Genomic DNA, 25,753 nt, shown 5'->3' with positions numbered 1-25,753 from the left:
TTGAGTCTATTTTTACAGAATTGTGAACATTTTAGAAGAAATCATTGAGAACAAGAAAAAAGAAATTCTTGAACTAAAGAAAAATTTTGTGATGCCTCAGAATTTTAAAAAGAGAAATTTTGCTTTTTACAAAGCGCTTTCTCAAGAATCGATATATCCAAAACTGATTGCGGAAATAAAGCCAAAATCGCCATCAAAAGGTCAGCTTTTTCGCTCGGATGATAGCGTGGAAAGTCTTGCGAAATTGTATTCTGATTCTGGAGCTATGGCAATTTCAGTTCTCACCGATGAAAATTTTTTTGGCGGATCAATTGAGAATATTCGAAAAGTTCGAGAAATTACAAATCTTCCGATTCTCAGAAAGGATTTTATTTTGGATGAAATACAAATTTACGAAGCAGCTGAATATGGGGCTGATGCCGTGCTTCTCATGCGAAGTGTTCTTGATGCAAAAACAATTCAAAAGTTTTTATCGATTCTTCAAGAATTAGGAATGGATGCGCTTGTAGAAGTTCATGATGAAGAGGAATTATTCGATGTTTTGAAGAATACCGATGCGAGAATTGTTGGAGTGAATAATCGAAATTTACAGGTGAATCGAGATTGTAATGTTGATAGTAGAGACAAGGCATTGTCTTGTCTCTACGAATTAAATCTAAATAATTTTCATGACCTTTTTTCAAAAGTTCCAGAAAATATGCGAAAAGAGAAAATTTTCGTCTGCGAAAGTGGAATCTCTTCTCGTAATGATATTCGTAAATACGCAAAAAATGCCGATGCGATTTTGATTGGTACCGCAATTATTGCTTCAGACGATCGAAAAAAGACGCTTTATGATCTTTCTGGAAAACCGGAAGTGAAAATATGTGGAATTACAAATTTAGAAGATGCAATTTTGGCAGGAAAAGATGCTGATTATCTCGGGTTTGTTTTTGCGGAGGAATCGCCACGGAGGATTTTATTGGAAGATGCACGAAAAATTGTCGAAAATATCCGCGAACACGCGATGAAAAAACCAAAATTTGTTGGTGTTTTTGTAAATCCATTAAACGTAGAGACGCGATTAATCGCGTCTCTACATGAATATAATTTTCTGGATGTAATTCAATTGCATGGCGACGAAACACCGGAATTTTGCCGTGAATTCGTAGTAGAGACGCGCTATAGCGCGTCTCTACGAAACAAACCAAAAATTTGGAAGGCATTGCGCATCATAAATGAATCAGATTTACAGAAAATTTCTGAATATTCTTTTTGTGATGCGGTTTTATTAGATGCATATTCCGAAAAATCTCGCGGCGGAACAGGAAAACAAATTTCGCTTGAATTATTAAAAAAAATTCCAAAATATCTCGCAGAAGGTCAGAAATTCTTTGTTGCTGGAGGAATTACCCCAGAGAATGTTCAAGAAATTATAAAATCCTGTTTTCCGAATGGAATTGATGTGAATTCGGGAGTGGAGAAGAGTGTGGGGAGAAAGGATGAGGAGCTTCTCAAAAATCTTTTTACAATTTTCATAAACTAAAATACTCTTTCGCTATAGCAACCTTCATGTCTCTCGAACAAATCTCAATTTTTTTGGCAATGATGCTCCCCCTTGTTTGGTCTGCGGGTCCAAACAACATCATGTGCGCATCGGTGGGAAGTAAATATGGAATACGAAAAATATTTCCATTTATTGTCGGGCTGAATTTAGCAATTTTTACTCGAAGTCTAGCGATAGGATTTGGAGTTGGCGCTTTATTTGAGCTCTATCCTATGGCGCTTATCGTTTTAAAATATATGGGAGTGTTCTATATTTTTTATTTAGCTCTTACATTTTTATCAACAGAAATTCAAAAGGAAAAACAGAAATGTTCATTCGGATTTCGTGAAGGATTCCTTCTGAGTGTTCTCAATGGAAAAGGCGTTATTGTGACACTTCTCATGTATTCCCAGCTCCTAGACACACATTCTTCTCGATGGTTTCAAGCGCTCATACTTTCTCTCGGACTTCTCACTCTCACAGTAACAAGCCATTTTATTTGGGTGGCAGGAGGAAAGTTTTTTGAAAAGATAATTTTTAAAGGCAGATTTCTCACGGCGCAAAATTATATTTTCAGCGGACTTCTTTTCATTGTGGGAATACGGATTTTTTTAGGATGAGATGAGAGAACTGGGATATTCTGGATGATGTTCCATGAGAGACAAGGCATTGTCTTGTCTCTCCGAAGGAGAATACGCTACAATCTCTCCGTCTTTTCGCTCCTCAAAAGATGGTTACTTCCAAAGAAATTCGCAAGAAATATCTCGATTACTTTATTTCCAAAAATCACGCACTTGTTGCGAGTGATTCGCTTCTTCCTGAGAACGATCATACCGTTTTGTTTACGACTGCCGGAATGCAGCAGTTTGTGCCGAATCTTATGGGAAAACCGCATCCCAAGGGAAAAAGGCTTTGTAGCGCGCAAAAATGTGTTCGGACGAATGACATTGATGAAGTTGGAGATAATCGACATCTCACGTATTTCGAAATGCTCGGAAATTGGTCTCTTGGCGATTATTTCAAAAAAGGCGCGATTCAAATGAGTTTTGAATTTCTTACGAAAGAACTCAAAATTCCTGCTGAAAAAATTTGGGTAACTGTTTTTGGTGGAGACAAAGATATTCCGCTCGATACCGAAAGTATAGAAATTTGGAAAAAACTCGGAATTCCTGAAGAACGGATTATTCCAATTGGTCCAAAACCGGGAGGGAAAAAAGGACGAGGCGATAATTTTTGGGGACCTGCGGGAAGCGGAGGAGGTCCATGTGGTCCATGTACCGAAATGTACGTGTATATTGGCAAAGAAAAACCAAAAAAAGAACAAACTCCCGCGACGGACGAAACCGATTTTATCGAAGTCTGGAATGACGTGCTCATGGAATTCAATCAAGATGCAGACGGAAAATTAACGAAACTCGCAGCACAAAATGTCGATACAGGAATGGGACTTGAGAGAATTGTGATGGTGCTCAATGGAAATCCAACAATATTTGAAACTGACTCATTTTCGGCAGTTATTACCGCAACAGAAAAAATCTCCAAAAAGAAATATCCGCCATATTCTGGAGATATTGATGTAAAAAATCCGATTACTCGCGCGATGCGGATTATTGCCGATCATTCCCGTGCCGCAACGCATATCATCGCTGATGGTGCGATTCCTTCCAATGAAGGTCGAGGTTACGTACTCCGAAGGCTGATTCGTCGGGCAGTTCGGTATGGTCGAACTCTGGGCATTAATACGCCATTTCTCACGAAAATTTCTGACGCATACATTCAAGATTTCAAAGAATTTTATCCAGAAATTGAAGAACGAAAGGAAACGATTTTCACCACGATAAAAATTGAAGAAGAAAAGTTTTTTGAAACACTTGAACGGGGAGAAAAAATTCTCGAAGAAATTCTGGAGAAAAATCCAAAAGTAATTTCAGGAGAAGACGCGTTTAAACTGTTTGATACCTATGGATTTCCTCTCGACATTACTCGAGATATCGCAAGGGAAAAAGGGATTTCCGTGGATGAAAGGAAGTTTGATCAAGAAATGGAACAGCAAAAGAAAAGATCTCGAGAAGGAAAAGGAGAATTTTTTGATCGAAAGAATGCTGATCGGAAAATATTTGAAAATCTTCCGAAAACAAAATTTATTGGATATGAAAAAAATGAAGGGAAATCAAAAATTCTCGCAATTCAAGAAGTGGGCGAAGGAATCGTAGAATTCGCGCTCGATGAAACTCCGTTTTATGCCGAATCAGGAGGACAAGTCGCAGATACCGGATTAGTAGAATCTGATTCTGGAATTAAAATTGAAGTTCAGGATGTTCAGAAAATGCCGAATGGAGTTTTTGTGCATATTGGTAAAATTATATCTGGGGAATCGCCTCTCGAGAAAGAAAATAAAGTTTTTCTAAAAATTGATGTGGAAAGAAGAGAACAAATTCGTCGTCATCATTCGCTTGCGCATCTTCTTCATGCCGCTCTCAAACAAGTACTCGGAAAACATGTGGAACAACAAGGTTCACTCGTGGAATCTACTCGAACGCGCTTCGATTTTTCCCATCCAAAAGCAGTCACGAAAGAAGAAATTCGTGAAATCGAACAAATAATTTGCGATTGGGTGAATTCCGCAAATGAAGTTGCTACCAAAGAAATGCCGCTCGAAGAAGCGAAAAAAGCAGGAGCCGAGGCTCTTTTTTCAGAAAAATATGAAAATATTGTTCGCACAATTCGAATGGGAGACAAAAGTTTTGAACTGTGCGGAGGAACTCATGTGCGAAACACTGCTGATATTGGTGCGATAAAAATTATTTCGGAATCAAGTGTCGCGAGTGGAATTCGGAGAATGGAGCTTGTGTGTGCAAAGGAGGCTCAAAGATTTCTCTGGAAATTATCCGATATGACAGAATCGATTGCTGCAAGTTTAAAAACCCCCGTTGAACAACTCGAAGAAAGAGTAAAGATTTTTCTTCAGGAAAGGAAAGATTTAGAAAATGAACATATTGCGATCAATAAAGAAATTGTGAGATTGGAGACAGATGAGCTTATTCCTCTTCAAAAAGATGTGAATGGCAAGAAAGTTGTTTGTGAACCAATTCCGACAGGAGACAAGAAAAAAATTGGAGCGCTGGCTCGAGAACTCGTTCAGCGTGGAATTGATGTCGCCGTGACATTTACGAGAGACGGTGGGATTTCCGTGGCTTCAAAAGGAAAAATTTCCGCGAAAGACATTCTTCAAAAAATTACGGAATTTGCGGGAGGAAGCGGCGGTGGAGCTCAAAATTTTGCGCAGGGAGCGGGAGTGAACTTGGAACAGTTTCAGGAGATCAGGAAGAGAGTGGAAGAAGAATGTAAAATGTAAAAGGCAAAATGTAAAAATAAGTCTTAATTTTTAAGCATTAAATTTTAGAACTTAGAATTTTTTTTAACATTTTACATTTTATCTTTTACATTTTTTCCTCGTGTCTCTCCGCAACCTCAATCTCGGCATCCTCACTTTTCTCTTCATTTTCCTTCCTTTTCACGCATTTCTCATGAATGTGTTTCAGGGAATTTTTCTGTACGTGGATGTTCCTTTTCCTCTCTGGATTGCGGCGTGGAAAGAAATTCTCATTGTTATTTTTGCTCTTGCTCTCGCGATTCTTATTTTTCAAAAAAAAATTCCATTCCCAAAATTTGACACTCTCGATGGAGTGATTACTCTGTACATCGTGTGGGCTCTATCTACAGGATTCTTTCGATGGGGAATTTTGGATATTGAGCGGACAATTTTTGGAGCAAAATATTCACTATTATTTTTGATATTTTTCTTACTCGTTCGTCATTTTCCACTGAAAGAAGAAGAGCGGAACAAATTTTTTCATTATTTTCTCGGCGTGGCTGCAATTACATTTTTCTTTGGAGTCTTTCAAAAATTTCTTCCGCAGGATTTTCTCGTTCATTTCGGGTATTCTCCCGTATTTAGTGATTTCGCTCCGGGAGGACCGACATCCTACTGCCAAATGATTTCCTTTACGAACACGTGTCGACTCCAATCTTTTTTCAGCGGTCCTAACGATTTTTCAGCGTTTTTGATGTTTACGCTTCCACTTTTCTTTTTTCTTGTCCTTCATCCGTTTCATCGGAAAAAAGAAATCCAAAAAAATGCTCCACTTCGTGCATTCGGCGCAACGATGTTTCTCATAGGAATTTTTGATCTGGTCTTTGCGTATTCCAGGTCGGCATGGGCTGGGGCGATAGTTTCCCTCACTCTCGGATTTATCATTCTTTTTCGTGAAAAACAGTGGTTCAAGAAGACATTTTGGAGTTTGATTTCGCTTGCTCTTGTTGCATTTGTTTCACTCTCCTTCTTCGCTCATGAATTCTTTGAAAAGGTTATCATACGCATTTCTTCAAATCAGGGACATTTCGAGAGAAGTAGGGATGGAATTCTTCATATCCTTCTGCATCCGTTTGGTACGGGACTCGGAGATTCAGGTCCCGCATCTGCTAGATTTTATGCAAATGAAACTGGATTTATTCCGGAAAGTTGGTATTTACAAGTGGGAATTGATACTGGATTTCCGGGGTTAATTCTCTTTTTTATGATTCTTTTTTTGCTCGGGAAGAGACTCTTTCAGATTCATGATTGGCGAGGACAGGCACTTATGTGTGGCCTTCTTGGTATTTCGATCATGGCGATACTGCTCCACTCATGGGAAAGTGCGAGTGTTTCTCTCACATTTTGGGGTCTTGCGGGAATTCTCCTTTCTCCAACAGAAAAATCAGGATTTTTTACAAAAGTGAAGAGATTTTTTACATCTTTCTCACAAAAAATTTTTCGAAAATTTTCGTAGAGATAGAAAATTTCTATTAGCCTGAAATCGTAGGAACAATTTTTCTTTTATGTTCGCTCGCAACAATTCTTCTTAAAATTTCTTTCACTTTTGGGTCATCGTCGTTCAAGGGGTTTCCCTTTTCCCAGTTCTGTAAAATAAGATCTGCTTCTTTGTAGGAAAATCCCAATTCATTTTCATCTGTTTGAGCTTCATAGAGCTCTGCAGAAGGAGCCTTCGTGATGAATTTTTCTGGAAGCCCAAGATATTTTGCCATTTCCCAAACTTCTGTTTTCCAAAGGTTGCCGAGAATAGAAATGTCCGATGCGCCATCTCCAAATTTCGTTTCATATCCGAGCAGGACCTCGCTTTTATTACATGTTCCGAGGACGAGCGCGCCATTTTCATTTGCCCAAGAATAGAGCAGAATCATGCGAATTCTCGCGAGAATATTTCCTTTGGAAAGATCTTTTTTCACCCACGGAAACTGAAAAAATTGCTCGGCAATTGAGTCGATAGATATCACTTCACATTGGATATCAAGAAATTCTCCAACCTCCTTCGCATCTTGCGTGTTTTCAGGGCTTGAAAAGGCAGTGTACGGCAAAATAAGTCCGAACACATTTTCTTTTCCGAGAGCACGAACCGCAAGTGCTGCGGTTACCGCAGAATCAACACCACCGGAAATTCCCACGACTGTTTTTTTTCGATCGTTTTTATGAAAATATTCTTGAATTCCACGAATAATATTTTCGGCGCGTGTTTTCATATTTTTGAGGAAAATTTATTGTACAAAGCATAAAACACAAAGTACAAAATACAAAATGGAATGGAAAACTCAAAATTTCACATCATTTTTTTGGTAGCAGTAGCAATATGAATTTGCTACAATCCGTTTGAATTTTTCCAAAATTCCGTGCCAGATTTTGAACAGTTTGAACAAGGTGATGCGCAGGGCAGTGGAACTCAAGAAGTAAGCGAAGAAGCTTATGATCAATTTCGTGATCAGTATCGAAAAACGCAGGCGGCTGTTCAGAAGATCAGGAAGCAAGAGGCGAAGAAAAAGAAACAGGATTTCACCCTCGCGCATATTATTGTTCAGTTTCTCCACGATCCCAGATTTACTCGGTTCTTTGTGGTGATCTCGAGACTCGTGGCAAAAAACATCCCGTCTGATCTTCTTCTCGTAATTCTTTCCCTCATTCACAAAGAATCTGCTGAAGCTATCCAAGCGAAATTGCTTAAAGCCCCAAATCAGGATGTTCCTTTGGAAAAGGAGAATGCCAGTCCTTTTTTTCCTCAGGAGACAAAAGCAGAGATCTCTCAATGGACGCGAAATATTTTTTCTGTTGCGACTTCAGATCCGCATCGTATGCTCGAAACTATTTTGGATTATGACTGGAATCTTGATGAAAACTTAGTTCTTTTTAAGGTCATGGTGATGCAGGAATTTTTTAATGGGAAATCTCTGGATGTTCCGCCTCTTGAAAATCTCGATACATTCTCAAGAGGATTCTTTCAGACGCTCGTGAAAACTCTTGAAAATCAAGTACATGAGCAAAATGTCCTAAGTGGGAATGTAGATGCTGACTTTGAGGAAACTGCTGATGAATCCAACAAAACCCCAAATTCCTAAGCATCAGATTTTTTCATTGAGAGAGGTCATAAGGTTCATCATTTTTACAAGACTCGCGGCAAACTCCATTCCTTTTTCGAGGCGCTGAGTTATTTGGACTTCATTTTCTGTGGTGAGAATTCCATTAATGATCGGAATAGAGCCTTCCATACTCAGTTCGAGTATTCCGCGCGCTGATTCGTTCGCAACGAGCTCAAAATGGTATGTTTCTCCGCGTATCACAATTCCAAGGGCAAGAATACCGTCAAAATTCCCTGTGTCGAGGATTTTTTTGGTAGCAAATGGAATTTCGAGAGCTCCGGGAACGGAAAAAATTTCAATCAAATCTTCGGGGATTCCACATTTTTTGAATCCCTTTTCTGCGTATGATAGGAGCTTTGCAGTAAGAGTTTCGTTGAATTCCGAGCGGATAATGGCTACAGAATATGGATTTTGAGCCTGAGGGAAGGAATTGGAGAAGAAGAAGGACATGGGACAATTTTAAATTTTGAATTTTATCCCGCAAAGCGGGATTAAATAAATTCTAATTTTTAATTTTCAATTTCTAAACTTATTTCATACACTCTTAAAGACATTTTACCGCTGAGAGGATGAAATTTCCATTCGATATCATCTTTACGAGGAAAAAAGTAAAATATTTGAGGATAAAAATTCGCTCAAAATGCCTCTTAGAAGTCGTGCTCCCAATATTTTTTCCGAAAAAAAGAGCACTTTTTTTTATAGATCGAAAGAGAGAGTGGATTCTCGAAAGTTTACAGAAATTCGAAAAAAGTCAGAAAAGTGTATTTGTGGTGCAGGGAAAAGAGTTCACTCTCGAGCTTTCTGATGAGTTGCAGCCAGGAGCAGTGAAATTTCATCTCGGGAAAGTTCTCATTGGCGCGGATACCGAGAAACATGGAGAAATGTATTTTCGGAGTTTTTTGAAGAGGAGCGCGGAGGAATTTCTGCCGCCTGAACTCGATGACATCAGCAAAAATATTGGAATCCCATATTCGCGTCTCAAAATCCGTTCGCAAACGTCAAAGTGGGGGAGTTGTAGCAGAAAAGGAAATATCTCGTTGAATGCCGCGCTTATGAAACTTCCAGCGCATCTTCGGCAGTATGTGATGATTCATGAGCTTTGTCACATAAAAGAAATGAATCATTCAAGAAAATTTTGGGCAATTGTAGGCGGATTTTGTCCGGAGTGGAAGAGGCAGAGAAAAGAGCTGAAATCGTATTCAACATAACAAGAGAATCGCTTCATTTTTGTTGATTTTCAGGGCTTTTTATGAGATAATAAAGGGAAATCTTCATGAAGATATTTCTCTTCTAATGCCAAATCCAACTCCACAAAATCAGCAAACACATGTTCAATTCTCTCCTGCAGAGGTGCAAGCTCAGCAGCCTGCTCCCATGCATCCATCTCAGGAACCATTGCCGTCGCGAGAAACGCCTGTTCAAAATCAGCCAAATTCCATGCAGCCGATTATTCCGCAACCTCCAGAAAAACTCGGATTTTTTGCACGGCTTTTTGGAAGAAAAACAGCATCTCAAAAGGCGGCTCATGCTGAAGCAAAAGTTATCGAGGGAGCAGCAAAGAAAGGAAATGTTGGGCTTACGGCCGATGAGGAAAAGAGAATTAAGGAAGCCGAAAGGATGTATCGAGAAGGACTCGCAACGATCAAAGATCTCATTGCGCCTTCATCAATGGAAATCAATTTTGATCACCTCAAAATTGGAGGAATTTTCACAAGAAGTTTTTATGTGTACGGATATCCGCGATTTATTGATGCCAACTGGCTTTCTCCAGCGATTAATCTGGATGCTACTTTGGATATTTCGATGTTTATTTATCCGAGTGAATCCGCTGCAATTATGAAAGTACTTCGCAACAAAGTCGCGCAAATGCAATCTACCATTCATCTCAACCGAGATCGAGGAATGGTGCGTGATCCCGCAATTGAAGCTTCGCTCCAGGATGCCGAAGAACTCAGAGATAAGCTCCAGCGAGGACAGGAAAAATTCTTTCATTTTGCCCTGTATCTCACGATTTATTCAGAAAGTTTGGAGAAGCTCAGAAAAGTCCAAACGCACCTCGAATCGATTCTCGGAGGAAAACTCATCCTCACGAAGAGTGCAAATTTACAACAGGAACACGGTTTTAACTCAACTCTTCCCATTTGTTCAGATGAAATCGAAGTCCTCAGAAATATGAATACTTCGCCGCTCTCAACAAGTTTTCCCTTCACAAGTTCAGAACTCACTTCAAATGATGGAATTCTCTATGGACTGAATCGCCATAATGATTCGCTTATTATTTTTGATCGATTCAGTCTCGAAAATGCGAATTCTGTAATTTTTGCGAAATCTGGAGCGGGAAAATCGTATGCGGTAAAACTCGAAATTCTTCGTTCGATAATGATGGGAACGGATGTAATTGTCATCGATCCGGAAAATGAGTATGAAGCGCTCTGCGAAACTGTTGGGGGAAAACTTCTCAAAGTGTCTTTAAATTCTGAGAGACGAATCAATCCTTTTGATCTTCCTTCTCCATTTCAAGGTGAAGTAATTCGCCCCGGAGATCTCCTTCGCGGAAACATCATTGCGCTTCATGGTCTCTTTAATCTTATGCTCGGAAAACTGAGTCCGACGGAGGAAGGCGTTATGGACAGAGCGCTTCTCGATACTTATGCGCTCAAAGGCATTACGATGGAAACGGAAGATCCGGGAAAAGTTGAACCGCCTACCATGCAAGATTTGTATGATGTCCTCGGCACGATTAAAGGCGCAGAAAATCTCAAGGAACGTCTGCAGAAATATACTTCGGGAACGTTTTCTGGACTCTTCAATCAATCAACGAATATTGATCTTTCTGGTGGACTCGTCGTTTTTCAAATTCGTGATCTCGAAGAATCACTGAGACCAATTGCAATTTATATTATTCTGAATTTCATCTGGAACAGGGTGAGGTCGTCGATGAAAAAGAGGATTCTTGTGGTCGACGAGGCGTGGATTATGATGCAATACGAAGATTCTGCGCGATTTTTGTATGGACTTGTGAAAAGGGCGAGAAAATACTATCTCGGAGTTTCCACAATTACTCAGGATGTAGAGGACTTTTTGAAGAGCGATTTCGGAAAGCCAATTATCACAAACTCATCTATGCAACTTCTTCTGAAACAATCTCCCACCGCAGCGGAAGTACTTACGAAAGTCTTTAATCTTACCGAAGGAGAAAAATATCTTCTCCTCAATTCCGGAATTGGTCAGGGAATTTTCTTCGCTGGACTCAAACACGTTGCAATTCAGATTATTGCTTCGTATACGGAAGATAAAATTATTACTACGAAACCAGAAGACATCATGAAGCAGGAAGAGAGTGCGGGGAAATGAAAGTGATCAATAATTTTTTCTTACTGTTCTTTGAAGATCTCTCGCTTTACTTAAGAGATAGTTCCGCTACTGCCTCTTCAAGCCATTGAAACATTTTATTCTTTAGGACGGTCAGAGAATCTGGTCTTATTTCTCGATAATCTCTAATCGTTTCAGATAGAACTTCTGCATCAATATATCCAAGAATATTACTCAATAAGTCACGTATAGAACTGTTAATTCTTTCTGCTATTTTACACAGTGCCATTTCATTTGGTGCTTTTTTAATTTCTTGAAGAAGACAGGTGAGTTCTTCTAATTCCTGTTTTTCATCGTCAGTAAGTCTGATTTGACGTAGCTGCATATTAAAACGAAATATAAATTCATAAATTGCAAAGTGTTCATTGTTGTAATTATGATTAAGATACATAAAATGTCAATCATTCTTATTTCTTCAAACATTTCTTTTTTGATACCCTTTCCCTGCCCGATTTTTTTAAGAAATACTCATGTACGATGTCGTTATTATCGGTTCTGGAGCTGCTGGATATGCCGCGGCAATCTATTCTGTTCGATATAAACTCAAAACACTCGTGATTGGAAGTCAAGAAGGAGGACAAACTGCTCAGGCGCATGATGTCGAGAATTATCCGGGATTTATCTCCATTAAAGGCCCGGAACTCATGAAAAAATTTCGGGAACACGCCATAGAATATGGAGTGGAAGTCCAAAATGACGAAGTTACTGAGATTATCCAAAATTCAGACGGAACATTTACTCTAAAACGTGGGATTTCTGAAGCAACAATGACGAGGTCTCTAATTCTTACAGTCGGAACAAAAACGAAAAAATTAGGTGCTCTCGGAGAGAAAGAACTTGATGGGAAAGGAATTACCTATTGCGCTACATGTGATGGATTTTTCTTTCGAAACAAGGTTACCGCAATTATTGGCGGCGGCGATTCTGCCGCAACTGCGGCACTTTATTTAGCCGATCTTTGCCCGAAAGTGTATCTCATCGTTCGGAAAGAAAAGATGCGAGCAGAACCGATTTGGGTCGGTGAGCTCGAAAAAAGAGCAAATATTCAGATTTTGTATAATTCAGAAGTGAAACAATTTCACGGAACACAAAAATTGGAAAAAATTGAACTCACAAATGGGACTCTGATCGAAGATGTCGTCGGAGCTTTTGTTGAAATTGGTTCTACTCCAAACACTACTCTTGTTGATAAATTCGGATTGGAGAAAGATAAAGGAGGATTCCTTATCGTGAACAAAGATCAATCAACTGCTGTTCGCGGCCTCTATGCCGCCGGAGACGTCACCAATCTTTCGAATCATTTTCATCAAATCGCTACTGCGATCGGAGAAGGAAGCATTGCGGCGAATTCGGTGTTCGAATACTTATCTTCACAGAAAAAATAAGACTTTTTTGGGCACGCGTGGACGAATGCTCCCACTTTAAGTATTGTTCTAATTCCTGATCCCTAATTCCTAATTCCTGATTCCTACTTCCTGATTCCTACTTCTCTCCCTTGAGCCAATCTGGAAGCGCTTCTTCCTCAGGTGGCGGAAGGGGAGCATTTTCGGAAGAATTCTGATTTGAAACTGGTGGAGGAGCAACCTCTCCAGTCAGTTCATTTTCTTCACTTTCCTGATTTTCGTCTTCTGAAGCCTCAGTTTCACTAATAACTTCAGGTACTTCCTCTGATTCTTCTATATCATCATGAGATTCGTGAGGTACTTCATCCGAACCTAAAATATCACCATTTTCTTCAGAAGAAGTCGAAGGTACAGATGCTGCTGGTGTTTCTGGCCCGATATTCTCGTGCAGCCAGTCAGGAACCTGTTCACTCTGGGTTTGTTCCTCATGAGATGTTTCATCATTATCATGAGCCTTTTCGGAATCAGCATGAGTATCTTTGAGCCAGTCAGGAACATCTTCATGAGAAGATTCATCTGTTCCTGAAATTGGCTGAGGAGTATTACTATTGCTATCTTTAAGCCATTCAGGAGTTGTTTCTTCATGAGCTTCTGAAGGCTCAGGAGCGCTTTCCGTAATATCGATAACATTCCTCTGCTGAGGAGTTCCTTGGGAAACTTGAGAAGACACAGAAGAAACTTCTTTTTGAATTTGAACTTCGGTCTTTGGAATGAGGATAGCGGTCTGTGGCGTGGATGGAGTGAAAGATATTGCTTCTGCGGAGATTTCATCATGCTTTTTCCCTCTCAGTTTTTCGATATCCTCAATAATAATTTCTTCGAATGAAAGATCGGGCAACTGAATTTTTCGAATCACGAGATAAATACCGACGAGACCAATTGGCACGAGGAGAATAAAAGCGATTATCCAAAGAATTCCCCATCCTCCATTTTCTGACGGCACTCCGGATTCTGAAGGAATTTCTGTCGGCGGCTCGGTTGATACGGGAGGAGTTTCTGGACCTGGTTCCTTAGGCTTTACCTCTGGTTCTCCTGGAGGTGGAGTTTCTACGGAAGCAATTTCGGTAAGAGTGATGTTTTGCGCTGTAGTACTGCTTCGTCCAATAGAATCCGTTACCGTGAGAACAGCAGTAAATGTTCCGGTTTTGGCGTAAGTATGTTTTGGAGCTGCTTCATCACTTACTCCTGCATCTCCAAAATCCCAAGAATATGAAATTTTCTTCTCAATGAGTCTTCTATCCGCTTCGGAAGTACTCTGAAAAGTGACTTCTCCTTTTGAAATCAAAAAAGTAAAGCTGGCAGTTGGAGGAGACGTAAGCGTTTCTCCTTCCTTTCGCCCCTGAACGGTAATGCTTTCTTCAAAACGAATGTTTTCTCCCTTTTCTTTTTTAATTTGAACAATCACTGGATATTCTCCCTCAAATTGATATTGGTAACTATTGCTCGTTCGAATGCCCTCATATTCTGGAATGCCATCACCATCAAAATCCCAAATGATATTCGTGCCTTCCTGGACGCCGAGGAGAAGGAAATCTACTGTTTCTCCCGCAAATATTTTTTTCTGACTTACAATGAGCTTTTGGAATGATTCTGGAGGCACTTCCTCAGAAGATGAAGGAGGCGCAATTTCCTTTCCATCAAATACAATCTGGCGTTGCAATCTGCTTCCGCTTTTGTCTTTTCCAACAACGAGGAGTTCTACGGTGACGGCTCCCCATGCTTTCTGAAAATTCGTCGTCCAGGGCGCACTGACTTCAAAAGAAGAGGACTCTCCATTGTCGATGTCATTTCCGGTGTTTCCGTCTTGATTTGTATCAAATAAAATATTTTTATCAATTCGGTATTCCAAAATATTTCCCTCAGAATTTCCTGGAAAAAATGTCACATCTCCTTCATCTCCAGAAAGATGAATAATTCCATCCTTATCTGCCGGAGGATTTGTTTCTAAAACTGCCTTGAGTGGTTTTTCTTTCTGTTCCTTATTGTCAGTAAAAAGTATTTCCACACTCGCTTTTTCCGTTTTTCCTGTATCGTAAACTACCGTCAATTGAGCGATCTGGGAAGTTTTTTTATTTTGATAGATTTTACTCCACGCTTGTCCGCTAAAAAATGACGCGTGACCTTTGTTGTCATTATCATTATCTGCGATTCCGTCTCCATCACTATCTTCTGCAATATCAGCATCTATATGAAATTCAGATGGATTTCCCGGTGCAGAAGGAAAGAAAATAACTTCTGCGGATTCTCCAGAAAGCACGAGAGTCCCATCCGCCTTTGTTTCAGGAAGTGTTTTTAATACAGCTTTTTCAGAAGTAAATTTTGGATTTTCGAGGCTCACGAGTACTTTTGCGCTCGTACTTTGTACTTCTCCAGTAGCTGTATTTGTGAGAATAAGACTGATAGTAAACTCACCCAAATCAGAAAATGTATGACGGAATGTTCGGTCTGAAGAACTCATTTTCTCCTCAGCTGTAGCAGAATCTTTTCCTTTTTCGACAAATTTTTGGGGAATAACTTCTTCTCCTTTTTTTAGTACCCATGAATATGAGACTCCTTGAGGATTCCCCTCGGCTTCAAGAGTAAGGGTATTTCCGAGTTTTACATAAACAATTCCGCTTGCAGATGCCGGTTCTCCAATGATTATGGAAAAATAGAGAATCATTATCAAAAAAATTCCTCCAAAAAATCCGAGCGCGATAGTGGAAAGCCTGAGAATAAGAGACAATTTCTTCATGTGTAATTTTTTTCGCGAAGGGAATTATAAAAAATTTATTCCACGAGCAAGGTGATAATTTCAGAAATGTCGCCAGAAACGGTATTTTTTGCAGTCGCCTCAATAACAACTTTCCCTGTATTTTCGGAGAGAATTTGAGTTGCAGCTTCGCCTAAGGCGGCGGTCACGGATTCGGAAGAGATCGTAGCAGATCCAGAAAGAATTCGGAATTGAATTTGACCTTCAAAAAGAGTGTTATTCGCATTTTTTACAAATGCCAAAAGTTGAGTTTTTTCATTTTTTGTTACAACCCTATTTCCGAGAACGAGATCAAGAGTCGTAATCGAATGACTGGATTTGAGTCGTATGCTTCCAAAAATTCCGAGAGCTTCTCCTGAAGAAGAAATACGATCACCTTTTCCAAGCACTCTGCCACTTTCAGCAACAGGAACATCACGTATGACGTTGTCTTCTACGCCAAGAATATCGGCAACAGTAAGTTTTACTGATCTCATTCCAAAATCTTCAAAGAATTCTTTTGTACGCATTTCGGTGGAATCGACGTCATTCTCAGAATTGCCATCTCCATCAGAATCTTTTTTTGCATCAAAATCCCACGAGTACGTGAGTCGGTTATTCGGAACGGTTCCATCTGCTTCCGATTCTCCCGCATCAAATACAACATTATGTCCTTGAACCGTATAGGAAAATGCAGCTTTCGGAAGTTTGTGTCTTCGAGCGACATATACTGTTCGAGTTTGGCTTGTTGCAAGTCCTCTGTATATCACCTTAAGTTTTACGGTGTATTCTCCGGGTTTTTCATAGCGATGTGATGCCTGAGGTCCGGAAGAAATATCATCGTATATATTATCCCCATCAAAATCCCAATAGTATCCAGAATCAGGAATAGTTCCACCGAGAGGATCTTTTGCAGTGGCATAAAATGTAATAGTATCTCCTTCATCTATGCTCGTTTTTTCCATTTTAAAGTCTACGAGAGGACTTCTATTTTCTCCATTCACCACTTCTACAAAAGAACTTTTTCCAAAAAGATCTTCGGAATTTATACTTTTTCCGAGGTTGTCTTTCATTTCCACGACAAAATAATAGCGGCTTGTTTCCTTTGGATTGCCATACGCTGGCAGAATGATACTTGTTTGGGGAATCGTGCTCGTATGAAGACCAATTTTTTCTTTTTCTCCTGAGCGATATGCCCACCATTTATACTCGACAACATTTCCATCAGGATCCTTTGCATTTTGCACTTTTAGAGGAACAATCACAGGAGCGGTTTTATTCTCTGGAATTGAAACGACGAGGGAATCCATTTGTGGTGCTGAATTCACTACTTTGATCCAAAGCACCTCTGCAGTATTTGTTTTTTGAGAGAGCACATCTTTTACCGTGAGTTTCACGGGAAAACAGTCTGTTTTGTCAGCGGGTTCATTGAATTTCTTGTTTGCTGTTTTGTTTCGTTCAAACGTTCGATCATGAAATATCCATTCGTATTCAAGATTGGAGTGAGAACCATCTCTGTTAATCGAAGGTTCAGCATCAAAAGTAACAACGTCGACTCGAGAAACACTTATGCCAGGTTTCCCTTCTCCACAATGATCTGATTCTATCATCTGAAGAATTCCGTCTTTTTGTACTTCATACCCGGCAACGGGCATATCTTTTTCTCCTACATATATGCTGTGCTGAATTGAGTTTTCTGTATCATTTGTGTCGAATACCGTAAGCTCTACCGTATATTTTCCCTTGTTGCGAAAAATATGAGTTGTATCTGGCTGAGATCCTTGAGCGATTTCGGAGTCTCCAAAATCCCAATAGTATTTGATGGCGTTTGATGATTTTGCAGAAAATGTAATTTGTTCTTCTGGATGCGTCACAAAAGTAGTAGCGGTGAATTCTACGTTGAGGACCGAAGATATATCGATTCTCTTCACGGTTGCATCTGATTTTCCACTGTCATCAGTGACTTCCAGCTTAATGTTGTGTGCTCCAGTTTCTGAAAAAGTATATTCAGCTCTACTGGAACTCAAATTCGTGATCTCGTATGTGCCATCATTTTCGAAATCCCAAGAATATGTCAGCGGAGATCCTTCTGGATCATTACTGAGTCCTGCGTCAAAAAGAATGAGAGATGGCTGAGAATTGCTTTTTGGTCGAGCATCAAAACCAGCAGTCGGTTTTTGAGTTTCGATAGTGATAATTTCAGAAGAAACGGCAGTTTCTCCGGAGGAATCGGTAATGCTGAGTGAGACCTGAACATTTCCGCCTTTTGGGAATATTTTTGAAAAATTCTCTTCAGAGTTTTCTTGTTTTTCACCGGTGCTATCAATAAGCGTCCACTTGTACGAAACGATATCGCCTAAATTACTACTCGAAGCACTTGCCGAAAAAGAAATAGGATTTCCCACAATTCTTTCTCGTGGAGAAATACTCATTCTTGCGACAATATCAGAAACAAGAATGGTAACTGTTCTCATATTAGTTTGTCCCAAAGCATCTTTTACAGAAAGAACAACACTATATTCTCCTTTCTTTGAGAAAATGTGCGTAATGGGATCTCCTGTTTCTTTTTTTCGAAGAGGTGTTCCATCGCCAAAATCCCATGAATATTCCTGAACATTTTGCAATTCTGATTCCTGAAGACGCGGAGAAAATACAATTCCTCTTCCTGCTTCAGAGAGTGAAAATTCCTGAAAGAGTTGAGATTTCTCTCCATTAATGAGGAAATCGACAGGAGGTCCAGAATCTTCAACCGTGACCTGAACAGTATCAACTCCATCCATTTGTTCCGGTCCGCTTTCACGCTTGTCAATTCGCAGAGTAAAGACGTATCTTCCGCTCTGTTCCAGAGTAACAATTTTGGAATGTCCTCCTCCGAGTTCAATCGTTTTCCCGCTGCGATCAATATAACTCCAGTGAAAAGAATTATCGGGAATAGTTTCATCGAGTCCCGGATATTTTGAGTCTATTCCGGAAAGCTGAAGTGTAAGTGGAGCTTTCCCTTTTGATGGCTCTGCAATTGCTTTCACCAAAATTTTTAGAGAAGAGTCTGGAGTTTTGAAATTTGAAGATATTTGTGTTCCATTTGGAAGGAGAATAGTTCCATCATCAAGGACATTATAACTTCCCGGAGGGAGAATAGTGCCATCGGGGAGAATGATGGTTCCATCAGCAAGGATTGTGGTTCCATCCGGGAAAATTCGAGTTCCGTTTGGAAGAGTAATGCTTCCATCGGCATTAATAATTGTTCCAGGAGGAAGTTCTTTTCCGTCTTTCCCGACGAGTGCAGCACTTCCATCTGGTTTTATTACAATTTTCCCCGGAATTTTTGTCCCATCTTTGGTAATAATTGTGTTGTCAGGAAGGAGAATGAGACCTGGAGGAAGACGAGGATTTGTTGGATTAATAACGATAGGAGTGGTAGTTCCATCTTTATTTTTTTCTGCGAGTTTTCCATCTTTATCAACAACTACGGGCTTGTCATCTTTTGGGTTGTCAGGATTTTCAACCGGTGGCGGCGTATTCGGCTGATCTTTTCCAGCATCGATAAAAAAGTTCACTATGGCGTAAGAGAGGAGAATGATAATTATTCCGAGACCTGCGTAGAGGATAATCTTCTTTCCCTTGGTGACATTTTCATCTTCGCCTCCAGAAAGGAGCATCAAAAATCCGCCGTAAATAACCGCGATGACAGCAACGAGTCCGAGAAAACCAAGGAAATAATTTACCACTTGCAATGCTGCTGCCCGAAAACTTTTGTCTGTGATGATTTCAGGGGCAACTTCACCTATTGGAGGCGGAGTAAGGCAGCCTCCTGGAGGACATTTCTGCCCCATGTCTATTGCTGAAGCCGAAAAACTTTGAATTCCCGAAAAGATCGAGAAGAAGAAAATTCCAAGAAATATGTATTTGAAAAAGGTTTTCATAGGTTTTTGTTTTAGACCGCTGCGTTAATAAAGAAGTTTGTGAGCGCGTAGGAAAAGAGAATAACAATAATTCCTATACCCGTGTACATCATAATCTTTTTTGCCTTCTCACTATTCTCCTCACTCGCAAAAGTTGTGACGTAGAGGACTCCAGCCCATATGAATCCCACAAATGCGAGTGTTCCGGCAATGATGAGGAGAATACGAACCCAGAAGAGAATTGCTCCAATCAGAGATGTGGAAGTGTCTATGCCAGTTCCGAGAAGAAGTGTCTTAAGATACTGCAAACCTCCTTCAAGTCCTGGTCCATCAAAAACGGTATCTGCTCGGAACGCAGAATTTGCAAAAACTCCGGAGAGAAGTCCAATGGCAAAAATTCCAATGAGGAGGAAAATTTTTTTCTTCATGGAGAATATATAAATTTTTATCTCATCATTATCTCATAAACACGCTTTTTTTTCAACTCATACTGCTTCGTTTTAAAAAGCGTACTTAAATTTTTGTATTATACCACGAAGCTTTGGCTATTGAATTATAGTTTCTAAAACTTCGCAGTATTTATGAGAAGTAGTATCCCAAAAGCGAAGTATCAAAAGTCATCAAAAAAAGAAACTCAGGTGAGCTTCTTTGTGAAGAATTTCATGGGAATTACGGTTGGGGTGGTGGAGGAGAGGATTTTGGGTCTTTTTTGTCATCTTCTCCAAAAACTTTGTTGATGGCTTTTGCAGCGTTGTTGATATCATCAACCTTTTCTTGGACCTGATTGAGTGTTTTTTCTGCATCTTCTTTCGTGTTTTTGAGGTCATTTTGAATACTATCAAAGGTTTCGAGAGTCTTTCCTTTTATTTCCTCGCCTTTTTCTCGTGCGTCATCAATTTTTTGCTGTACCTCATTTTTATATGGCAACTCGCACGCAGAAAGTGCAAGAAGCATGAGGGATATGCCGATAATGAAAAAAATTCCGTGATGGTTTTTCTTCATGCATGCACCTGAAAAAACTCAGTGATACTGCTTATCTTTTGAACAAGTGCTCCTTCCAAATTTGCAAGTTCTTCGTCTGAAATTGGCGGAGGAGCAGGAGGAAGATCCTTTGGAGCTATTCGACGAACAGTTTCAGGAACATTTTCTCCTGAAGCCACTTTGATTCCTACATGAGCATGTCCATGGAAAATTTCACCACAGGCATGACACCGAATTCTGAGAAGACAATAGTTTTCTGTTGAATTTTCAACATGAATCATATTCGGACGAACTCGAATCTTACAACTGGGACATCGCACTTCATTCGTAAGCTGGCGGAGGAGATTGTGAATATGTATTGGGTCCATAAGGGGGTGCTCAAAAAAAGTGGTGATCGTGACTCCTTCGTACCCGAATTTTCCTCTTCTCCTATTTCTTTGTCAATATTTTGGAAAATGGAGAAAAATTGGTTCAGTGCAAGAAAAAGGAGAGGATATTAACAATAAAAATAAATTATGTCAAGTTCAAGTCCATATTATGTTTGGGGAACGAATGAGAGATAAAAAAATCTTGCTCTTTGTTCGATCTTTCGGGTACACTCCCTCCGCAAAAATATTTTTTGAGTTCGGGCGCTTAGCTCAGCTGGCTAGAGCATCTCGTTTACACCGAGAGGGTCGCGGGTTCGAATCCCTCAGCGCCCACCACAGTTGAATTCGAGACGAGTCCGCATTTTAGCGGACGAGTCCGAAGATACTGTGTCCCGAAAGAGCGAAGCGATTGAGGGACCTCACATATTATTAATTAGAGCGGAGAATTCATCGCATTTCAAAAAACCCGGAACGAAGAAGTCTCACGTCCCGGGTTTTTCTTGTCCAATATTTTCTTTATTTTTTCGTGCCTTCAAGAGGAGGTGGTACATCTTTTTTCTCTTCTTCCTTCTGAGTCCTTTCTTTTTCTGCTACCTTTTTCGTTTCCTCTTTCTTCTTGAGATCCAGCAATTTTTCAACAACTTTTGATGCTTCAGCACGGTTAAGATTGTCATTCCCACGGCATGTTCCTGTCCCACCGTTATCTCCCTGCATTATTTTGTTGTTGTACACTGTTTGCCATACTGCAAAATAGGTGTCATCTGCTGAAACATCCGGACAGTGAGCTTCTTTGTCATCAGAGAGGAGAAGTCCTCCAATTTTTACCAGCATTTCTGCTACTTCACTCCTGGTAACTTTATCATCAAGACCTTTCGATACCTTTACTCCATATTTCTCGGTCGCTATTTTCTTATATGGTTCAGCCCAATGATCATTTCCTTCAGCAGCTGAAACTTTCTCGCTTTCAACCGCTTCAATTGCCATCTTCAGAATTGCTCCAACTGTGAGAGTATCAGTGGCTCCAAATTCTCCAGTTGATTTTTGAGTTTCCTTGTCAGTGTAGCCCTTTACAATTCCCTCATCTTTCATTTCCGCCACAGATGGAGCGTACCAATCGGTCAATTTCACATCCGTAAATGGAACGACTCCGTCTTTGTATTGCTCTTTTTGGGATTCTTTTACCGCTTCATCCGTTTTCTTGTCCAAATCTGCTACCTTCTTTTGTAAATCCTTTTCGGAAAGTTCAGTAATATTTTCTTTCAAGTCCTTAATTTCCCCGGTAATTTCTTTTGCAGAATCACCGTAAAAAGTATTTCCAGCAATTTTATTCTCAAGTTCTTTCAATTTCTTGAGTTCATCTTTCAGAGAGGCATTTTCCGTCTCGAGAGCTTTTCTCGCCTCCTCAAGTTTCTTCATCTCTTCCATAACACTTTTCTTCTGTTCTACGAGTTCATCCTGATGTTTGTCCGGCACCATATTCAGCGCAGAAATGAGGCTCGCTGTATCGTCAGCATATTCTTTTCCTGCAGAGGCGAGGAGGGCATCGAGTACTTTCGGATCCATAGTCATGAGTTTCTGCATAACTTCTCGCGCAATCGCATCTGCAACGAGATTCATCACATCTGCCATTTCATCCTTATTTTTCCCTTTGTAGACATCTTCCACGTATCCATCAACATTTGCAGAACTCAGTTCTTCTTCCTCAAAAAGAAAATCACACGTGTCTTCGACCTCACTCGCCCAATCATCAATGGCATATTCCGTATCATTAAAGAGATCGACTTCCTTATAACTCAGATGATCAATAGCCTCATTGTGAAGATCCTCTCCTTCAGTGAGAAGGTCGTAACACGTATTGATGGTATTTTTCGCAATTTTGCTAGAAGATGCCTTTTCATCAAGGACTGTACGTGCATCCTGGATTTGTTGCCACAAAAATTTATAATCTTCTTCAGTAATAACGACATCGAGATAATACTCGAGATCAGGAATAATCGTGTTCAGATCATTTCTCATCGGATCATATTGATTATCAATAAGATCAATCGCTGCTTCATAGTTATAATTTGGACCGTCGGTAAGGTAATATAAAATATCAGTAAACACACTATCGAGTTTATCAATGAGGTCGAGCGCATCTATCGCGAGCTGTCCAATAGATTCATTTTCATGTTCTAAAATCTGACCAGAAAAATATTCCACCTGAGTTCTCATTTGATCTAGCTCCTCAATTCTGTCATTCACCCAAACCTCAGGATCCTGAGAATACCACGCAGCATCAATGAGATCCCAACATTTTTGCCATGTGTCCGCAAGTGGCCCTTGATATTCTGAATTCCAAAAGTCGGTATCAAACTCATATTCATAGAGATAGTCATCTCCTCCCCAGGTGATAGCTTCAAAATCATTTACGCACTGAATAATTTCATCAGTGGCAAGTTCCTCGCCTTCAAGTCCCCAGAGTTCGTCGTCCATTAAATCAACCTGTGTGTACGCATTATCAACTTCAGTTACGGCTTCCTCATAGGTATCTATAATGTTTTCTTCTGTTTCAGGGAGAGGAGTTTCACCTTTCTCAATGCTTTCACTACAGAGATCTCTCATTCTCTCAGGAAAATCATATTTTTTCGCAGGAGCACAATAATCTTCTTCTTGACTCGCAAATTTATGTACTACTTCCCATGTACCATTATTTTTCACCGCGAGAAAACCTGCCCTCCAATTTTCTTCAGAAGATTGTTGTCCTTCTAATATGTACCAGCCATAGACATGAGTAGATGTAGAGGGGGCAGAAATATAAAAGTCATACACCTTTCCATCCTGTGGAGTGTTAAGATCCTTCAATATTTCAGTGTCAGCAGCTGAAGGATAATCAACTCCGTCAGTGTTTGAATTCTCTTCTTTTTTTTCCCCACATTCTGGCACCATATCTGCTGGGAAATTATGCGATGCAATGGCTTCACACATTTCTTTGCCATCCCCTTGATAAATTACTTGCCACTCTGCTCCAGATTTTTTTGCAAGACCAGATCCCTCTGTTCCTGTTTTGATGTACGTAATTTTTGCTCGCATATATTCTGCTCGAGCATCAGTAATAGTTGCGGTTGCAGAATTTGCTTCTTCTGAAGCCAAAATAAGATTTACCACAGAAGTTTTCTCTGCTTCAGTCGGCAATGGGAGTTCATCCACCGCGAGTGAAACAAGCGGAGAAAAAACAAGTGAAAGTATTGCCACAGAAGAGAGGGCAATTCCTTTCAAAAAGGAGGGGAATTTTTTCATGCGAATATGGGGGAAAAATAATGGAAAAATTCCCCGTAATTAGAGCAGTTTTGCTCAAAAAAAACAATTCCTCATTTTTTTATTTTTCCATTTTCACTTGCCATTGCATTCTAAATATTGTATCAATTATTTCTGTGAAACATATTTTTATATTTTTCTCACATGACTGTATTACTCTATCTCTCTGATACGTATTTGTTTTTAGTAGCGGCAAAGGTTCTCGAAATACGCAACACGGAAAAAGGAAAAGCGATTATCTTGGATCAAACGATTTTTTATCCGCAGGGTGGCGGACAGCCGGCGGACTTTGGAGAAATTTCTTCTAATACAGCTGTGTTTGCTGTTACTGATGTCAGGCTTGATGAAACCGGAACAGTTCTCCATTATGGAAATTTTTTCAGCGGCACTTTGAAAAATGGCGATGAGGTCACATTAACAATTGATTCTGAACGAAGAACCTTGAATGCGCGTCTTCATTCTGCGGGGCATCTTCTTGATGTTGCGGTTCAAAAATCTGGAATCACGGGTCTCGTGCCGACAAAGGGTTATCATTTTCCCGAAGGTCCATACGTGGAATATAAAGGAGAACTCAAAAATCCTCAGGAATATATTTCGAAGTTGGAAGAGATTTTGACTGAGCTTGTCGCTGCGAAAATTCTCATGGAAAAGATAGAACTTTCTCCAGAAGAAGCGCAAAAAAGACAAATTTTTGCTCCTCCCGGAAAAGCTGCTCGAGTCGTAAATTTTCAGGGATACGAAGGTTGCGGATGTGGAGGAACTCACGTTCGCGATTCTGGAGAAATCGGAAAAATGACCATTCGAAAAATTTCATCGAAAAATGGAGTGACAAGGGTGGCGTATGCGCTTGAAAACACCTCGTTATAATCGTCAAATTATTATTTCTTTTCTTCTGGAAAATTTTCTCTGAGCATTTTTTGAGCGTATTGGCGTACTGCTTCTCCACTATGTGAATTATCAATTTTTTGGAGTTGTGTTTTTATGTGATCTTGAAGTCTCGCTTCCAGATTTGGAAGATCTCGGAATGCAGATTTCATCAGCAAAATAGCAAGAGTTTCATTTTCTATGCGAAGAATTTCGTCAGCAATAAATTCATATCCTTCTTGAGAGTGAAAATAAGCTCCATTTTGAATTAATCCCCTAATGACAGAGAAGGCTCGACTCGGAACTTCGTATGAAAATGATTCACTTGTAACAATTTTTTTGGCCATGGCAATTGCTTCCGGATCATCTATTTGCACTTGCATTTCCATCCATTGATCAACACCAATTGGTTCTTCTTTCCATCTCTCAAAATATGTCGCCAGCGCTCCTTTTCGCTCTTCTTCTGATTCACAGAGAATTTTAAGTGCAATAAGTTCATCTGAACCACATTCTGGGTTTTCGAATTGATCTTTTGCCAGCTGAATATGTGTATCTTGAAGAGCGCAAAGATACGAGAGACACACATTTTTTAATTTTCGTGCTTTCATAGCATCTACATCAATTTTCCCTTCTGCCTCTTTTATTCGTTCATCTTCACGAAGTGATGATTGTACGGCATTTGCTTTTTTGTAAAGTCTCAGCAGCTGGAAAATTCAAGGATTATAAGCACCACCCCTAGAGGAGATCAGAAATGACTTCATTTGGAGTACGATATCGAAGTGATTTTCTTGGTCTGTCGTTGAGTTTTTCTTGTACTGCATAGATTTTTTCTTCTGATACTTTGG

Annotated in this window: 20 protein-coding genes and 1 tRNA gene; 10 read left to right on the top strand and 11 right to left on the bottom strand. The window is 39.9% G+C overall.

Annotated elements, in window-relative coordinates:
- The first annotated feature begins 22 nt into the window (after positions 1–22).
- From HZA38_06005 to HZA38_05990, 4 genes are all read left to right on the top strand, one after another.
- Complete coding sequence (locus HZA38_06005; GenBank protein MBI5415033.1) at positions 23–1,525, top strand: hypothetical protein; 1,503 nt, start codon at positions 23–25, stop codon at positions 1,523–1,525.
- Between the two features lie 26 nt (positions 1,526–1,551).
- Positions 1,552–2,145, top strand: a complete 594-nt coding sequence (locus tag HZA38_06000) for a LysE family translocator (protein MBI5415032.1) — start codon at positions 1,552–1,554, stop codon at positions 2,143–2,145.
- Between the two features lie 110 nt (positions 2,146–2,255).
- Positions 2,256–4,880 (top strand): alanine--tRNA ligase, encoded by a 2,625-nt coding sequence (gene alaS / locus HZA38_05995; protein ID MBI5415031.1) that lies wholly within the window; start codon positions 2,256–2,258, stop codon positions 4,878–4,880.
- A 100-nt stretch (positions 4,881–4,980) separates the two neighbouring features.
- Complete coding sequence (locus HZA38_05990) at positions 4,981–6,354, top strand: O-antigen ligase family protein (GenBank protein MBI5415030.1); 1,374 nt, start codon at positions 4,981–4,983, stop codon at positions 6,352–6,354.
- 16 nt (positions 6,355–6,370) lie between these two features.
- Here HZA38_05990 and HZA38_05985 read toward each other — a convergent pair whose 3' ends face one another.
- Positions 6,371–7,102 carry an NAD+ synthase gene (locus tag HZA38_05985; GenBank protein MBI5415029.1) on the bottom strand — a complete coding sequence of 244 codons (732 nt, stop codon included), beginning with the start codon at positions 7,100–7,102 and terminating at the stop codon, positions 6,371–6,373.
- 147 nt (positions 7,103–7,249) lie between these two features.
- On the opposite strand from HZA38_05985, the gene HZA38_05980 reads away from it, so the two are divergent.
- Positions 7,250–7,969 carry a hypothetical protein gene (locus HZA38_05980; GenBank protein ID MBI5415028.1) on the top strand — a complete coding sequence of 240 codons (720 nt, stop codon included), beginning with the start codon at positions 7,250–7,252 and terminating at the stop codon, positions 7,967–7,969.
- Between the two features lie 3 nt (positions 7,970–7,972).
- On the opposite strand, the gene ribH is transcribed toward HZA38_05980, so the two are convergent.
- Positions 7,973–8,440, bottom strand: coding sequence for a 6,7-dimethyl-8-ribityllumazine synthase (gene ribH, locus HZA38_05975; protein MBI5415027.1), 468 nt, complete (start codon positions 8,438–8,440; stop codon positions 7,973–7,975).
- A gap of 119 nt (positions 8,441–8,559) precedes the next feature.
- On the opposite strand from ribH, the gene HZA38_05970 reads away from it, so the two are divergent.
- Together HZA38_05970 and HZA38_05965 are read left to right on the top strand one after the other, a co-directional pair.
- On the top strand, positions 8,560–9,198 hold the full coding sequence (locus tag HZA38_05970) for a M48 family metallopeptidase (GenBank protein MBI5415026.1): 639 nt from the start codon (positions 8,560–8,562) through the stop codon (positions 9,196–9,198).
- 229 nt (positions 9,199–9,427) lie between these two features.
- Positions 9,428–11,344, top strand: coding sequence for a DUF87 domain-containing protein (locus HZA38_05965; GenBank protein MBI5415025.1), 1,917 nt, complete (start codon positions 9,428–9,430; stop codon positions 11,342–11,344).
- Positions 11,345–11,390: 46 nt separating this feature from the next.
- Here the strand turns inward: HZA38_05965 and HZA38_05960 are convergent, their stop codons facing one another.
- Positions 11,391–11,687, bottom strand: coding sequence for a hypothetical protein (locus HZA38_05960; GenBank protein ID MBI5415024.1), 297 nt, complete (start codon positions 11,685–11,687; stop codon positions 11,391–11,393).
- 145 nt (positions 11,688–11,832) lie between these two features.
- On the opposite strand from HZA38_05960, the gene HZA38_05955 reads away from it, so the two are divergent.
- Complete coding sequence (locus HZA38_05955; GenBank protein ID MBI5415023.1) at positions 11,833–12,747, top strand: FAD-dependent oxidoreductase; 915 nt, start codon at positions 11,833–11,835, stop codon at positions 12,745–12,747.
- A gap of 97 nt (positions 12,748–12,844) precedes the next feature.
- Here HZA38_05955 and HZA38_05950 read toward each other — a convergent pair whose 3' ends face one another.
- The 5 genes from HZA38_05950 to HZA38_05930 all read right to left on the bottom strand — a co-directional run bounded on the left by HZA38_05950 (position 12,845) and on the right by HZA38_05930 (position 20,747).
- Positions 12,845–15,499 carry a PKD domain-containing protein gene (locus HZA38_05950; GenBank protein ID MBI5415022.1) on the bottom strand — a complete coding sequence of 885 codons (2,655 nt, stop codon included), beginning with the start codon at positions 15,497–15,499 and terminating at the stop codon, positions 12,845–12,847.
- A gap of 35 nt (positions 15,500–15,534) precedes the next feature.
- Entirely contained in the window at positions 15,535–19,419 is a 3,885-nt protein-coding gene (locus HZA38_05945) for a PKD domain-containing protein (GenBank protein ID MBI5415021.1), read from the bottom strand.
- A gap of 11 nt (positions 19,420–19,430) precedes the next feature.
- The gene (locus HZA38_05940) at positions 19,431–19,826 is read right to left on the bottom strand and encodes a hypothetical protein (GenBank protein ID MBI5415020.1); all 396 of its coding nucleotides are present in this window, start codon (positions 19,824–19,826) and stop codon (positions 19,431–19,433) included.
- A 241-nt stretch (positions 19,827–20,067) separates the two neighbouring features.
- Positions 20,068–20,400 carry a hypothetical protein gene (locus HZA38_05935; GenBank protein MBI5415019.1) on the bottom strand — a complete coding sequence of 111 codons (333 nt, stop codon included), beginning with the start codon at positions 20,398–20,400 and terminating at the stop codon, positions 20,068–20,070.
- Positions 20,397–20,747 (bottom strand): hypothetical protein, encoded by a 351-nt coding sequence (locus tag HZA38_05930; GenBank protein MBI5415018.1) that lies wholly within the window; start codon positions 20,745–20,747, stop codon positions 20,397–20,399. The genes HZA38_05935 and HZA38_05930 overlap by 4 nt, the downstream gene beginning before the upstream one ends.
- A gap of 259 nt (positions 20,748–21,006) precedes the next feature.
- Between HZA38_05930 and HZA38_05925 the strand changes: the two genes are divergently transcribed.
- A tRNA-Val gene (locus HZA38_05925) sits at positions 21,007–21,083 on the top strand.
- Positions 21,084–21,263: 180 nt separating this feature from the next.
- Here the strand turns inward: HZA38_05925 and HZA38_05920 are convergent.
- Complete coding sequence (locus HZA38_05920) at positions 21,264–24,026, bottom strand: S-layer homology domain-containing protein (protein ID MBI5415017.1); 2,763 nt, start codon at positions 24,024–24,026, stop codon at positions 21,264–21,266.
- 162 nt (positions 24,027–24,188) lie between these two features.
- Here HZA38_05920 and HZA38_05915 point away from each other — a divergent pair, with 162 nt between their 5' ends.
- Positions 24,189–24,911 carry a hypothetical protein gene (locus HZA38_05915; GenBank protein ID MBI5415016.1) on the top strand — a complete coding sequence of 241 codons (723 nt, stop codon included), beginning with the start codon at positions 24,189–24,191 and terminating at the stop codon, positions 24,909–24,911.
- Between the two features lie 11 nt (positions 24,912–24,922).
- On the opposite strand, the gene HZA38_05910 is transcribed toward HZA38_05915, so the two are convergent.
- Both HZA38_05910 and HZA38_05905 read right to left on the bottom strand, forming a co-directional pair.
- The gene (locus HZA38_05910) at positions 24,923–25,516 is read right to left on the bottom strand and encodes an aminopeptidase N C-terminal domain-containing protein (protein ID MBI5415015.1); all 594 of its coding nucleotides are present in this window, start codon (positions 25,514–25,516) and stop codon (positions 24,923–24,925) included.
- Between the two features lie 127 nt (positions 25,517–25,643).
- Positions 25,644–25,753 (bottom strand): IS30 family transposase (locus tag HZA38_05905; protein MBI5415014.1); only part of this gene is annotated, 110 nt, incomplete at its 5' end.

This window comes from Candidatus Peregrinibacteria bacterium (genome assembly GCA_016220175.1).
Taxonomy (GTDB): domain Bacteria; phylum Patescibacteriota; class Gracilibacteria; order CAIRYL01; family CAIRYL01; genus JACRHZ01.
Note: the sequence above shows the minus strand (reverse complement) of the source record. Positions and strands in the feature narration are given on the sequence as shown.

What these genes read in the sequence shown, in the direction of transcription:
- HZA38_05930 (MBI5415018.1), bottom strand. Translation starts at nt 20,747, where the DNA reads ATGGACCCAATACATATTCACAATCTCCTCCGCCAGCTTACGAATGAA.
- HZA38_06000 (MBI5415032.1), top strand. Translation starts at nt 1,552, where the DNA reads ATGTCTCTCGAACAAATCTCAATTTTTTTGGCAATGATGCTCCCCCTT.
- HZA38_05915 (MBI5415016.1), top strand. Translation starts at nt 24,189, where the DNA reads ATGACTGTATTACTCTATCTCTCTGATACGTATTTGTTTTTAGTAGCG.
- HZA38_05950 (MBI5415022.1), bottom strand. Translation starts at nt 15,499, where the DNA reads ATGAAGAAATTGTCTCTTATTCTCAGGCTTTCCACTATCGCGCTCGGA.
- HZA38_05970 (MBI5415026.1), top strand. Translation starts at nt 8,560, where the DNA reads ATGAAATTTCCATTCGATATCATCTTTACGAGGAAAAAAGTAAAATAT.
- HZA38_05935 (MBI5415019.1), bottom strand. Translation starts at nt 20,400, where the DNA reads ATGAAGAAAAACCATCACGGAATTTTTTTCATTATCGGCATATCCCTC.
- HZA38_05955 (MBI5415023.1), top strand. Translation starts at nt 11,833, where the DNA reads ATGTACGATGTCGTTATTATCGGTTCTGGAGCTGCTGGATATGCCGCG.
- HZA38_05965 (MBI5415025.1), top strand. Translation starts at nt 9,428, where the DNA reads ATGCAGCCGATTATTCCGCAACCTCCAGAAAAACTCGGATTTTTTGCA.
- ribH (MBI5415027.1), bottom strand. Translation starts at nt 8,440, where the DNA reads ATGTCCTTCTTCTTCTCCAATTCCTTCCCTCAGGCTCAAAATCCATAT.
- HZA38_05910 (MBI5415015.1), bottom strand. Translation starts at nt 25,516, where the DNA reads ATGAAAGCACGAAAATTAAAAAATGTGTGTCTCTCGTATCTTTGCGCT.
- HZA38_05985 (MBI5415029.1), bottom strand. Translation starts at nt 7,102, where the DNA reads ATGAAAACACGCGCCGAAAATATTATTCGTGGAATTCAAGAATATTTT.
- HZA38_05960 (MBI5415024.1), bottom strand. Translation starts at nt 11,687, where the DNA reads ATGCAGCTACGTCAAATCAGACTTACTGACGATGAAAAACAGGAATTA.
- HZA38_05945 (MBI5415021.1), bottom strand. Translation starts at nt 19,419, where the DNA reads ATGAAAACCTTTTTCAAATACATATTTCTTGGAATTTTCTTCTTCTCG.
- HZA38_05920 (MBI5415017.1), bottom strand. Translation starts at nt 24,026, where the DNA reads ATGAAAAAATTCCCCTCCTTTTTGAAAGGAATTGCCCTCTCTTCTGTG.
- alaS (MBI5415031.1), top strand. Translation starts at nt 2,256, where the DNA reads ATGGTTACTTCCAAAGAAATTCGCAAGAAATATCTCGATTACTTTATT.
- HZA38_05940 (MBI5415020.1), bottom strand. Translation starts at nt 19,826, where the DNA reads ATGAAGAAAAAAATTTTCCTCCTCATTGGAATTTTTGCCATTGGACTT.